General features: G+C 62.1%; 11 protein-coding genes and 3 tRNA genes. 5 read left to right on the top strand and 9 right to left on the bottom strand.

The window, feature by feature from the left end:
- Positions 1-113: 113 nt before the first annotated feature.
- Positions 114-956 carry an ABC transporter substrate-binding protein gene (locus tag NKH06_RS30815; RefSeq protein ID WP_023814285.1) on the bottom strand — a complete coding sequence of 281 codons (843 nt, stop codon included), beginning with the start codon at positions 954-956 and terminating at the stop codon, positions 114-116.
- Between the two features lie 215 nt (positions 957-1,171).
- Here NKH06_RS30815 and NKH06_RS30810 point away from each other — a divergent pair, with 215 nt between their 5' ends.
- Positions 1,172-2,251, top strand: a complete 1,080-nt coding sequence (locus tag NKH06_RS30810; protein ID WP_023814284.1) for a LacI family DNA-binding transcriptional regulator — start codon at positions 1,172-1,174, stop codon at positions 2,249-2,251.
- 343 nt (positions 2,252-2,594) lie between these two features.
- On the opposite strand, the gene NKH06_RS30805 is transcribed toward NKH06_RS30810, so the two are convergent.
- The 4 genes from NKH06_RS30805 to tuf form a co-directional block, all read right to left on the bottom strand.
- Positions 2,595-2,670: transfer RNA gene (locus NKH06_RS30805), tRNA-Trp, on the bottom strand.
- A 138-nt stretch (positions 2,671-2,808) separates the two neighbouring features.
- A complete protein-coding gene (locus tag NKH06_RS30800) occupies positions 2,809-3,291 on the bottom strand; it encodes a group II truncated hemoglobin (protein WP_023814283.1) in 483 nt (160 codons plus the stop codon).
- A 101-nt stretch (positions 3,292-3,392) separates the two neighbouring features.
- The gene (locus tag NKH06_RS30795; protein WP_023814282.1) at positions 3,393-5,048 is read right to left on the bottom strand and encodes a COG3904 family protein; all 1,656 of its coding nucleotides are present in this window, start codon (positions 5,046-5,048) and stop codon (positions 3,393-3,395) included.
- A 166-nt stretch (positions 5,049-5,214) separates the two neighbouring features.
- Positions 5,215-6,390: an elongation factor Tu gene (gene tuf, locus NKH06_RS30790; protein ID WP_095090666.1), complete on the bottom strand. Its 1,176-nt coding sequence runs from the start codon at positions 6,388-6,390 to the stop codon at positions 5,215-5,217.
- A gap of 312 nt (positions 6,391-6,702) precedes the next feature.
- On the opposite strand from tuf, the gene NKH06_RS30785 reads away from it, so the two are divergent.
- Positions 6,703-7,590: a DMT family transporter gene (locus NKH06_RS30785; RefSeq protein WP_023812086.1), complete on the top strand. Its 888-nt coding sequence runs from the start codon at positions 6,703-6,705 to the stop codon at positions 7,588-7,590.
- A 176-nt stretch (positions 7,591-7,766) separates the two neighbouring features.
- Positions 7,767-7,904 carry a hypothetical protein gene (locus NKH06_RS30780; protein WP_164778452.1) on the top strand — a complete coding sequence of 46 codons (138 nt, stop codon included), beginning with the start codon at positions 7,767-7,769 and terminating at the stop codon, positions 7,902-7,904.
- 75 nt (positions 7,905-7,979) lie between these two features.
- Here the strand turns inward: NKH06_RS30780 and NKH06_RS30775 are convergent, their stop codons facing one another.
- The gene (locus NKH06_RS30775) at positions 7,980-8,237 is read right to left on the bottom strand and encodes a GlsB/YeaQ/YmgE family stress response membrane protein (RefSeq protein WP_023812088.1); all 258 of its coding nucleotides are present in this window, start codon (positions 8,235-8,237) and stop codon (positions 7,980-7,982) included.
- 130 nt (positions 8,238-8,367) lie between these two features.
- Between NKH06_RS30775 and NKH06_RS30770 the strand changes: the two genes are divergently transcribed.
- Positions 8,368-8,832 carry a YidB family protein gene (locus NKH06_RS30770; RefSeq protein WP_352439971.1) on the top strand — a complete coding sequence of 155 codons (465 nt, stop codon included), beginning with the start codon at positions 8,368-8,370 and terminating at the stop codon, positions 8,830-8,832.
- Between the two features lie 74 nt (positions 8,833-8,906).
- On the opposite strand, the gene NKH06_RS30765 is transcribed toward NKH06_RS30770, so the two are convergent.
- Positions 8,907-8,980 (bottom strand) — tRNA-Gly (locus NKH06_RS30765).
- 89 nt (positions 8,981-9,069) lie between these two features.
- Positions 9,070-9,154: transfer RNA gene (locus tag NKH06_RS30760), tRNA-Tyr, on the bottom strand.
- Positions 9,155-9,352: 198 nt separating this feature from the next.
- On the opposite strand from NKH06_RS30760, the gene rlmB reads away from it, so the two are divergent.
- On the top strand, positions 9,353-10,201 hold the full coding sequence (rlmB, locus tag NKH06_RS30755; RefSeq protein WP_352894998.1) for a 23S rRNA (guanosine(2251)-2'-O)-methyltransferase RlmB: 849 nt from the start codon (positions 9,353-9,355) through the stop codon (positions 10,199-10,201).
- A gap of 209 nt (positions 10,202-10,410) precedes the next feature.
- Here the strand turns inward: rlmB and NKH06_RS30750 are convergent, their stop codons facing one another.
- Entirely contained in the window at positions 10,411-11,328 is a 918-nt protein-coding gene (locus NKH06_RS30750) for a 2-hydroxy-3-oxopropionate reductase (protein ID WP_352439969.1), read from the bottom strand.
- Positions 11,329-11,350: the final 22 nt, after the last annotated feature.

The following is an 11,350-nucleotide window of genomic DNA, read 5'->3' as shown; positions in this document are numbered from 1 at the left end:
CGCCCCCCCCCCCCCCCCCGGCCCCCCGCCCCCCCCCCCCCCCCCCCCCCCCCCGCCCCCCCCGCCCCCCCGCCGCCCCGCCCCCCCCCCCCCCCCCCGCCCCCCGGGTGCGGTTACTTCTTGGGGAGGTATTGATCGGGCATCGGCGAGCCTGGGAACCACTTCTCATAAAGCGTCTTCCAGGTGCCGTCCTGCATGGCCGCATGCAGGGCGGTGTTCAGCGCATCGCGAAGCTTGTCGTTGCCCTTGCGCAAGACGAAGCCTGCCGGCGCGTCGAAGGACGGGATGTTAACCGCGATCTTCAAGTCCGGATAACGAACGCCATAGTCCTTGGCTGCCTCGTAATCGAGGAAATGAGCGTCGACCGTGCCATTGTTGAGCGCCGAGACGGCCGAATTGTTGTCAGGAAATTTGACGAGATCAGTCCCGACAAAATTCTTCGCCGCATAGATTTCCTGCAGCGTACCCTGCACGACGCCAAGACGCTTGCCCTTGAGCCCGTCGGCCGACGTGATCGCCTTGTCTGATGTAAGCACGGAGAGATAGCCTGCAAGATACCCGTCGGAAAAGTCGACGGTCTTCTTACGCGCTTCCGTCGTGCCGATTGCCGCGACCGCGACATCGAAGCGCTCGTTGGCAACCGAAGGCATCAGCGCCGAGAATTCCTGACCGGTGAAGATCACCTGGTCCGGCTTGAAGCCAAGGCGGCTCGCGACGTTGCGGAACAATTCGATGTCGAACCCGGTGAATGTGCCGTCCGCCTGGGTGAAAGCGTAGGGCTTGGCATCACCCATGGTACCAACGCTGATGACTTTCGCATCAATAAGACCATAGGGATTGTCATCCGCGGCGGCTGCTCCGGAAACAAAACCCGCGCCGATGCACACAGCCATAAGAGCCATTGCGCCGGCCCGGACCGGTGACATCAACGACTTGAGAATTCCTATCCTGCTCATGTCTTCTCTCCACTCTGAAGGTCTGTTCTTCTTGGTATTGACGTCGAGCCGGCAATCCCACGCTTGACATCGCCCGCCGCCGCGACCGCGGCATGCGCCTCTCGGCCCGCAATCTTCTAAAAGAGACCGGTCTCTTATTGATTGAGACCGGTCTCTTTGATAATCGTTATCGCCAGATTGACCTTCCGTCAACAACTCTTGTAGTCGTTCATCCAATGAAAAGAACCGCACCCAAGACCCAGTCGATAACGGTCAGCGATGTCGCCCGAGTGGCCAATGTGTCCAAAGCGACGGCCGCGCGCGTGCTCGGCGGATACGGTGTCGTCAGCGACACGATCCGCGCCAATGTCATGGCCGCCGCCAAGGCCCTTGACTACCGTCCGAACGAACTGGCCCGAAGCATGACGACCGGCAGGTCCGGCATCATCGGCGTGGTGGTCGGAGACATCGAAAACCCGTTCTTCAGCCTGGCGGTGCGTGGAATCAGCGACGCGGCAAGGGCGGCTGGCTTCAACGTCATCTTGGCCAACTCCGGCGAGCGGATCGACGCGGAAAGGGCAGCTGTGCGGCTGTTGATCGGCAAGCGCGTCGACGGACTGATCGTCACGCCGTCGGAATCGCGTGACATCTCACACCTGCGCGACATCCACCGTTCAGGCCGGCCGCTTGCCCTGCTTGACCGGGCGCTGCCTGATCTCGATGTCGACACGGTTACGGTTGACGATCGAGACATCGCCATGCGGGCGACCCGTATCCTTGTCGACGCCGGCCACAGCAAAATCGCCTATGTGACCGCGGTTGACGCCGAAGGCAATGAGTATCGCGACCTAGGACAAATCTACACCTCATCGGTCCGTGAGCGCATCGACGGCTTTCTCAAGGTGTGCCGGGACGCCGGAATTGATCGACCGGAACGTCATATTCGCCTTGGCGCGACAAGCCCCGACGAGACGCGAAAGCTCGCCGACAAACTGCTGTCGGGGCCAGATCGACCGACCGCAATCCTTGCCTCCGACAGTCTCATAGCCCTGGAGATCTTCAAGGTCATGCGCCAGCGCGGGCTGCGCATTCCACAAGACATCTCGCTCATCACTTTCCATGACGCGGACTGGACGAGCGTCACGACCCCGCCCATCACCGTCGTCGACCAGCCCGTCTATGCGCTGGGCAAAAGCGTCGCGGAACTGCTCATCCGCCGCTTGAAGGGCGAAGCACGGCCAGCTGAAAGGCTCATTCTGCCGACCACAATCATCGAACGCGGATCCGTTGGTCCGCCTGCTGCCTACAAGCTGTAGATTCTCAAAGCCGAGCGGTCCAAAGCATAGCATGGAAGCCTATGCCCGAGCGTCGGATGGTTTGTATTCTGCGCCCGCATCCTTCGGACCAAAGGAGCAAATCTCGACTCGAGCCAAGCCAGCTTCCTTGGTGCCAACCCGCCAATTTTTACCTTTGTGGAACCTCGAGCAGCGCCAAACCAGGCTGTCGTTACGGTGAAGTTGCCCACCAGAATCGTGTGATTTTACGCCACCGTCGGACGCTGCCCGCGGACGTGCATGTCCGTGCAATAGATGTGCAGCAGTCGTTTTGGCTTCTCAACCGAGTAGCGCTATTTCTAAGTGCCTGATTTCCCTTTGGAAATGGCACGGGCAGCAGGGCTCGAACCTACGACCTGCGGTTTTGGAGACCGCCGCTCTACCAACTGAGCTATGCCCGTACGTGCGCATGTCGGCGCAGCAGGCGCTTCCTAAAAGCTTCCGCACGCTCTGTAAAGGGTGGTTTGCAAGCAAACGTACCTTCACCCCCCCTGCGCCAGAAATCGGGACAGCTGACGACCAGCTCGTTCGGCGAGAGGTTACTTTGTTTTCAGCGGCCGATAGGGTCCGCCCGGCACGCCCCAGCCCCAGGCCGGCATCGGTTCCGTCTCGGGATCGCACGTCTCGCCGAGATTGGAGTTCATCTTGGCCAGACGCGATCCCCATTCGACATAGCCCATGAAGGCCGAACGGAATTCCGGATCGTCAGGCAGGCCGACCGCGTCGGCTGCATCGGCCAGGAGGCTAATCCAGCGGCGGCGCTGCTCCTCGCTCAGATGCTTGCCCAGATGGTGCATGACCATCTCGCGGTGGCCACCGAACTGCTCGCTGTAGGTTTTTGACCCGCCGAAAACCTCGCCGATGAAGGCCGCGACATGGGCGGGATGATCCGGCGACATGGTCTTGAACACCGGCCCGACGATCGGGTCCTGCGCCACCTTGTCGTAGAAAGTCTGGGTCAGCCGGTTCAGGGCCTCGCCGCCGCCGGCCCATTCGTAGAGGGTCGGGATATCCTGGCTCATTCTCGATCCTCCGCCTGCCTGGCGCCGCCAGCAGCGACGATAGCGGAACAATCGGAAGTGTCTCAACCTGCCTCGATGGCCAGTTCCGGCTTCGCCGCGGTCTACAATTTGGCCGGCGCGTCAGCCTCGGCATTGGCGGAGGGCCGGATCCGGCAATTCTCGGGTCTTGGCACCGCCTCGCAAATGGTGGCGCCGGTCAGCGCGTCGACCGATTGCAGGCTCGTCGTCAGTCCGACCTTCAGCATCATGCCGGGTTCCAGCCGGCGCTCGACCGAGCGACGCTCGATCGCCGCGAACAGGGCGGGAGCGATCGCCATCTCGTCGAGATAGGCCTTGACCATCTGCTTTTGCCCCATCAGGTAGAGGCTAAGTCGCGCCTGGGGACCGACAAGCCGCTTGATGCCGCCGGCAAGCATCAGCGCGCAGGCCGAATCGCACTCCACGCCCGCATCGATGCTCAGCCCGGCATAGGCGCCCTCTTTGGCCAGGCAATTCCACGCTCCCGGGTCACAGCCGACGAAATCGGTGCGGCCAACCGCGACGTCGAGCTTCCTTTCATGGATTAGCCGTCCCGCCGCCAGGGCGCTGAACAGGTCGCCTCCCCTCGAACTGACCACGACAGGCAGTTGCCGTTTGCCGAGCGTGGCGAGCAATTGGCGCAGCTTCTGCGGGGTCTGGGGAGTGATCGCGCCTTCCGCCGAGATCCATTCCGGGCAGTCTGGATTGCAGAGCGGATTGGTGCCGCGAACGACGACGAAGCGCATGTCTTCATCGCGCCGCTCTTCATCGTGTCGCGCCGGCTCGGGTTCGATCGCCGGCGGAGCAGGCTTGGCCGCGGTCGCCGTCAGGCCATCAGGCTTGTCCCCCGGCATTTCCCGGCAATTCGTGGCCAGGCGGCCGGGCTCGCACAGGCTTGCCGCGGTCAACAGGCCTACAGCGTCCGTGCTGGTGACCAGCTTCATCGCCAGCATGTCGTCGAGGGCGATCTGGTGAATTTCGCTGGCCGGCGTGCCCTTCATCGTTTCGAGCATGCCTTGTTCGATGCCCATCTGGTTGAGATAGGCCGCCAGCTTTTTCTCCACCGACTTGCTCATCTCGTAGGTCTTGTAGCTGCCGGCGTTCTTGCGGCTGACGATCTTTGTGTTGAGGATCTTCTTCTTGCCCCCCACGATGCGGTAGGTGGTGCGGTATTGCAATTTCGTGCGGATGTAGGTCGTGGTGATCTGATGGACGCCGAGATAGGCCCATTCGCCGGCCACCCGCCTGATACCGCCGGCAAACATCAGAGGACAGGCGGAATTGCACATGGCGCCATAGTCGATGACATCGCCGAAGTAGCGGGCGTCACGGTCCTGGCATCCCTTCGCACCGGGCTGGCAGCTGGAAAACACCGTCTTGCCGATGGCGATATCGAGCTTGTTCTTGCGGATCAGCCGGCCAAGCGTCAGCGCCGCCTCGACATTGCCGCCGGGAGAATCCACGACAACAGGCAGTTTCCGCCCGCCAAGCGTCTTCAGCATGCGTTTGAAGAGTGCCGGCGTGCCGGCTTCTATGGAGCCCTCGGCCGATATCCATTCCGGGCAGATCGGCTCGCACCCCGGTGCGTTGCTGCGGACAATGCCGAACCGCATCGTCGGCCCAAGATCCGGCGCCGCATCCGCCGCAAAGGCTACCGGGCCCGCGGCAAGCAATGCCAGCAGGCAGATCAAGGCCAGCGACCACAATGCCCGACAACGGTGAAGGCGCCCTGAAACCATTCTGCAAAAAGCCCCTTGATGCAACCTATACTAGACGAGGTCCAAGGGCTTGCAACAGGGTCGAGCGACAGGGCGGTAGCCGATAGCCCGGCAAACAAAAAAGGGCGGCCCGAAGACCGCCCGAAGACCGCCCTTTTCTTGTCGATCCGGCAAATGCCGGGCTCGATTATTCCTTGATGGTGACGACGATGCCGGCACCGACGGTGCGGCCGCCTTCACGGATAGCGAAGCGCAGCTTCTCTTCCATGGCGATCGGCACGATCAGCTCGACATCGACCGTGATGTTGTCGCCCGGCATCACCATCTCGGTGCCTTCCGGCAGCGACACGATGCCGGTCACGTCCGTCGTGCGGAAGTAGAACTGCGGACGGTAGTTGGTGAAGAACGGCGTGTGACGGCCACCTTCGTCCTTGGTCAGGATGTAGGCTTCGGCCACGAACTTCTTGTGCGGCTTCACCGTGCCCGGCTTGGCCAGAACCTGACCGCGCTCGACACCTTCGCGATCAACGCCGCGCAGCAGCGCGCCGATGTTGTCGCCGGCCTGGCCCTGATCGAGCAGCTTGCGGAACATTTCCACGCCCGTGCAGGTCGTCTTGGTCGTCGGACGGATGCCGATGATCTCCAGCTCCTCGCCGACCTTGACCACGCCGCGCTCGACGCGGCCGGTCACGACCGTGCCGCGGCCAGAGATCGAGAACACGTCTTCGATCGGCATCAGGAACGGCTTGTCGAGCGGACGAACCGGCGTCGGGATGTAGGCATCGACCGCAGCCATCAGCTCGCGGATCGCGTCTTCACCGATCTTCTTGTCGCTGTCTTCCAGAGCAGCCAGAGCCGAACCCTTGACGATCGGAATGTCGTCGCCGGGGAATTCGTTCTTGGTCAGAAGCTCGCGAACCTCGAGCTCGACCAGTTCGAGCAGCTCGGCGTCGTCGACCTGGTCGACCTTGTTCAAGAACACCACGATCGACGGCACGCCGACCTGACGGGCCAGCAGGATGTGCTCGCGGGTCTGCGGCATCGGACCGTCGGCAGCCGACACGACCAGGATCGCGCCGTCCATCTGCGCGGCACCGGTGATCATGTTCTTCACATAGTCGGCGTGGCCGGGGCAGTCGACGTGAGCGTAGTGGCGGGCAGCCGTCTCGTATTCGACGTGCGCCGTCGAGATCGTGATGCCGCGCGCCTTTTCTTCAGGGGCAGCGTCGATCTGGTCGTAGCGCTTGTATTCGCCAAAATACTTGGTGATCGCCGCCGTCAGCGACGTCTTGCCATGGTCGACGTGGCCAATCGTGCCGATGTTCACGTGAGGCTTGTTACGCTCGAATTTACCTTTTGCCATTGTCTCTTTCCTTGGACGGCCCGGATCTTCAGTTCGGTCGAAGACCTTCAGTTCAGTCGAATGCGGGGCGATTAGCGACAAAGGCCAAAAAACACAAGCGTCTTTTGGCCGGGTGCCGTCTCACTCAGTCCGAACCATCGATCCGATTGCGGGGATATGACGAAGATATAGGAAGGCTCTGGGCAAAATGAAGGGGTAGCGGGCCGACCGATCGAGGCCGCGAAAGCGCTGGCTTGCTTGCCCGGCCCTGTCTGATTCATGGCCAGGCCATGGACCATTGCCGCCACCACCCGCCTCTGATCTTGTGGCCAGATGCATTTCATCCCTGCCTCTATCCGCGGCCCGCTGTTCATGATCGTCTCGACGGGATCGTATCTCGTCAACGACACGATGATGAAACTCGCGACGGCAGGCCTGCCGTCCTACGAAGTGCTGTTTCTGCGGGGTGCCGCGGCTGCGCTCTGGGGCTTCCCGCTGTTGTTCGCGCTGGGCTACGGCAAGCAGATCCCGCTGATCTTCGACAAGCGCGTACTGAGCCGGAACGTGCTCGAGCTGGCGGCGATCCTTTGCTATGTGGTCGCGCTCGCCAATATGCAGATTGCCGATTCCACCGCGCTCGGACAGATCACGCCGCTCTTGATGCTGGTCGGCTCCTCGATCCTGTTTGGCGAACGGATCGGCAGCCGTCGCATGGCGCTCATCGGGCTCGGTTTCGTCGGCGCGCTGATGGTGGCGCAGCCGACCATGCAAGGCATTTCGGTCTACGCCCTGCTGGCGCTCGGCAACGCAGCCCTCGCGGCGGCGCGTGACCTCGCCGGCCGGCGGGTCTCGGCCGAGGTGCCGGGGATGATCGTGGCGATTTCCGCCGTCGTGGTGGTGCTGATCGGCGCCGGCGCCGCGCATCTGGTTTCAGAGCGCTGGGTCATGCCCCAGGCACATCACCTGCTGCTGATGGCGGGTGCTGGATTTTTCCTGATCTTCGGCCATTTCTTCATCTTCATGGCCTATCGCATCGGACCGACCAGCGCCGTGGCGCCGTTCTACTATTGCTTCACCGTCTGGGCGGTCATTTCGGGCCTGCTGGTGTTCGGGCAGTTCCCCAACACGCTGGCCATTTGCGGCATTCTGCTGGTCGTCGGCAGCGGGCTGACCATCGTCTCGCTGGATCAGCGTCAGCGCCGGCTGGCCGTCGTCGCCTGACGCATGTCGCCCAAAAGGGGCCCCGGTTTTGGGAGAACGACGTGCATAAACAAAACCTGGAGCCTCCGCATCCAAGCACCCGCGCATGAGCAGTTGCCGGGCCGAAAAAGATCGTCTACTCGGCGAAGCATCGTTCGTTCGACGACGACATGATCAATCAGCCAAGGGAGTTCCCCGTGACCGATTTTGACCAGAACAAGAGCTCCGACGCCGAGCACAAGGCCGCTATCCGCAAGTCGCTTGTCGGCTGGGCGGTGTTCATCGCCGGAACGCTGATCTTTTTCGTCGCCGCCGATGCAGTGTTGATGCCATAGACGAGCCGCTGCACGTACAGGCCTGAAGCCGGTCTTGCCTTCGGAAACTCGAAACCTCAGACGATCCGCAGGTGCCTAAAGCGTCCGCCTTGCGCTGAACTGATGGTAGGCCCACAGCACGACCACCGCTCCAACCACCGCGACGATCAGGCTGGAGATGTTGAGACCGGTGACACCCACGCCAAAGATCTGGCTGCAGATCACACCGCCGACAATGGCGCCGACGATGCCGAGGACGATATCCATGATCAGGCCCTGGCCGGTCTTGTTGACGATCTTGCTGCCCAGGAAGCCGGCAATGGCGCCCAGAATGATCCAACTGATGATACCCATTTTTTCCTCTCCATCCCCTCGCCAGCCGACATTTTCATAGGATTGTCAAAACCTCAAGCCAGCTTGAAATTCCGCCCGAATACTTCATTGTTGAAGATGGGACGGGCTTGGTCGCTATGGAGGATCCACTATGGGACTTTTTGACAATGCCGTTCCCGGCGGCAACATCACCAAACCCCTGATGATCGCGCTCGGCGCATTGCTGGTCGGCAAGATGCTGAGCGGCAGAAGTGCCGAAGAGCCAGAGCAGTCTCCCGCGCCCGCTCCGACCGCCCCCGTCCCGACGGAAACCACATCCGCCGATGGTGGCCTGGCTGGCGGATTGGGCGGTCTGCTCGACAAGCTCAGAAATGCCGGCCACGGTAATGCCGCCGACTCCTGGGTCGGCACCGGGCAGAACCAGCCGATCAACGCCAACGATCTTGGCGCCGCGATCGGACCGCAGATCATTCGCGAGATCGCGCAACGGACCGGGCTGGACGAGCAGGAACTGCTCAAGCAACTGTCCACCGCCCTGCCCGGCATCGTCGACAGGCTGACGCCGAACGGCCAGGTGCCGCAGCAGCACCAGGTCGCCACCGCGTTCAACAGCTGACGCGGCGCAGCCACCACAATTGGAGCGCTGCGCCTCGTGCGCAGTGTTTCGACTTGCCGGATGGGATGAGTGTCTGGAGCGGGTAGCGGGAATCGAACCCGCATATTCAGCTTGGAAGGCTGCTGCTCTACCACTGAGCTATACCCGCGCCGTTCCTCAAGTACCGGATTCATCCGAAAAGCGCCATGCACTTTTCGGTCCGATTCTTGTCACGTTTCAGGGCTTCCGGGCCGGCAGTGGTGGAGAGGGTTGGATTCGAACCAACGTAAGCTAAGCTAACGGATTTACAGTCCGTCCCCTTTAACCACTCGGGCACCTCTCCAGTCTGCCGCCGGAGCCATGCAACGAGGCATTCACGCCGATCCGGACCCGAGTTATGTGTTCTCCGAAACCAGCGCAGCGCCTTATGGCGGCAAGCCCATTGGGTGTCAACCGCGCAACCATGGTTTTTCGTTTCTGTTCGCCGGCTGTGACGGCGGGCCATATCCTTGGCCGGAGGAGACAGCTATAGAAGCCAGCCATGAGCGATAAAACCAACACCCCCAAAGACACCCATTACGCCAAGCTGCGCCGCGCCTATCGCGACGATAAAAGCGGCGGCGCGCCGGCGTTCCGGCCCCGACAGCCGGTTCCGCCGGGCGAAAATGCCGCGGATGGCCTGGTGCGGCTCTACGGCCTGCACACCGTGCGCGCCGCACTCGACAATCCGCGTCGCAAGATTAGGAAGATGCTGGTGACGCGCAACGCGGCCGAGCGACTGGAAATCGCCGATCTCGCCGCCCTGCCCTTCAAGACGGAACTGGTCGAACCCAGGGACATCGACAAGATCACTGGGTCGGACGCCGTGCATCAGGGTGTGCTGATCGAGGCCGAGCCGCTGAAAGCCAAGCGGCTCGATGCGCTTGGCGACGCGAAGCTGGTGCTGGTGCTCGACCAGATCACCGACCCGCACAATGTCGGCGCTATCCTGCGCTCGGCGGTCGCCTTCGGCGCCGGCGCGCTGATCACCACAGCCCGCCACAGCCCGCAGGAATCGGGCGTGCTGGCGAAATCCGCCTCCGGCGCGCTGGAGCACATCGACCAGATCGAGGTGAAGAACCTCGCCGACGCACTCGGCCAGCTGCACGAGGCCGGCTTCCGCACCATCGGACTTGATTCGGACGCGCCGGCCGAACTCGAAAAGAGCTTTGCCGGAGAAAAGATCGCCCTGGTGCTGGGCGCCGAAGGCAAGGGCCTGCGCCAGAAGACGCGCGAGACGGTGACCACGCTGGCGCGGCTCGACATGCCCGGCGCCATCCATTCGCTCAACGTGTCGAATGCCGCGGCGATCAGCCTTTACGTGGCGCGGACATTTTTGAAGCGCGGCTAGAGCAATTCTAGGAAAAGTGTGAAGCGGTTTTCCTTCCAGAATTGCGTCAAAACAAAGAGTTAGAGCATTTCGCCATTTCCGTGAAACGGTGGAATGCTCTAAGCCAAAAATATCTCGAAACGAGAAACGGGTTCCGACAGACGCTGGAACCCGTTCTTCGACGGGCCAGGAGTTTGCGGCTTGGGAACGTTGCGCCGCCCTCTCCTGACCTATGCCGCTTTGCCCCTGGCGTCGGCTGCCTCGCTGCCGACCTCGAAATTGGCCATCCGCTCCAGCGCCCTGACCAGCGCCGAATGATCCTCCTTGGCGCCGCCATTAGCCGCGCAGGAATTGAACAGCTGCTGAGTCGTCGAGGTGTTGGGCAAGGAAACGCCGAGCGCCTTCGCGCCCTCCAGCGCGAGGTTCAGATCCTTCTGGTGCAGTTCGATGCGGAAACCAGGCGCGAAGGTGCGCTTGACCATGCGCTCGCCATGCACTTCCAGAATGCGCGAAGCCGCCAGCCCGCCCATCAGCGCCTGCCTGACCTTGGCCGGATCGGCGCCGGCTTTCGACGCAAAAACAAGCGCTTCGGCGACGGCTTCAATGGTCAGCGCAACGACGATCTGGTTGGCCACCTTGGTGGTCTGGCCAACCCCGTTCGGCCCGACCAGGGTGATGTTCTTGCCCATCTTCTCGAAGACGGGTTTGGCGCGCTCGAAAGGCTTTTCCTCGCCGCCGACCATGATGGTGAGCGACGCCGCCTTGGCACCGACCTCGCCGCCCGAGACCGGCGCATCGAGATAGTCGCAGCCGAGATCGTTGATCTTCTTTGCGAACACCTTGGTCTCGATCGGCGAAATCGAGCTCATGTCGATGACCAGCTTGCCCTTCGACAGGCCGGACGCGACGCTGTTGTCGCCGAACAGCACGTCGGCGACCTGCGGCGTGTCGGGCACCATGGTGATGATGATGTCGGCAGCCTTGGCAACGGCGGCATGGCCGGTAACTGACTTCAGCCCCTTGGCGACGATATCGGCCGGCGGCTTGGAGCGATGGTCGCTGGCGATGACCTTGTAACCCGCGTCCAGCAGATGCCCCGCCATCGGCGCGCCCATGATGCCGAGGCCGATGAAGCCGATGGTTTCCATTGTGGTTCTCCAAATGACTGTG

Origin of the sequence: Mesorhizobium sp. M1342, assembly GCF_040317955.1 — a bacterium.
Lineage (GTDB): Bacteria > Pseudomonadota > Alphaproteobacteria > Rhizobiales > Rhizobiaceae > Mesorhizobium.
Note: the sequence above shows the minus strand (reverse complement) of the source record. Positions and strands in the feature narration are given on the sequence as shown.

What these genes read in the sequence shown, in the direction of transcription:
- NKH06_RS30795 (WP_023814282.1), bottom strand. Translation starts at nt 5,048, where the DNA reads ATGGTTTCAGGGCGCCTTCACCGTTGTCGGGCATTGTGGTCGCTGGCC.
- NKH06_RS30810 (WP_023814284.1), top strand. Translation starts at nt 1,172, where the DNA reads ATGAAAAGAACCGCACCCAAGACCCAGTCGATAACGGTCAGCGATGTC.
- NKH06_RS30785 (WP_023812086.1), top strand. Translation starts at nt 6,703, where the DNA reads ATGCATTTCATCCCTGCCTCTATCCGCGGCCCGCTGTTCATGATCGTC.
- rlmB (WP_352894998.1), top strand. Translation starts at nt 9,353, where the DNA reads ATGAGCGATAAAACCAACACCCCCAAAGACACCCATTACGCCAAGCTG.
- tuf (WP_095090666.1), bottom strand. Translation starts at nt 6,390, where the DNA reads ATGGCAAAAGGTAAATTCGAGCGTAACAAGCCTCACGTGAACATCGGC.
- NKH06_RS30750 (WP_352439969.1), bottom strand. Translation starts at nt 11,328, where the DNA reads ATGGAAACCATCGGCTTCATCGGCCTCGGCATCATGGGCGCGCCGATG.
- NKH06_RS30815 (WP_023814285.1), bottom strand. Translation starts at nt 956, where the DNA reads ATGAGCAGGATAGGAATTCTCAAGTCGTTGATGTCACCGGTCCGGGCC.
- NKH06_RS30770 (WP_352439971.1), top strand. Translation starts at nt 8,368, where the DNA reads ATGGGACTTTTTGACAATGCCGTTCCCGGCGGCAACATCACCAAACCC.
- NKH06_RS30775 (WP_023812088.1), bottom strand. Translation starts at nt 8,237, where the DNA reads ATGGGTATCATCAGTTGGATCATTCTGGGCGCCATTGCCGGCTTCCTG.
- NKH06_RS30800 (WP_023814283.1), bottom strand. Translation starts at nt 3,291, where the DNA reads ATGAGCCAGGATATCCCGACCCTCTACGAATGGGCCGGCGGCGGCGAG.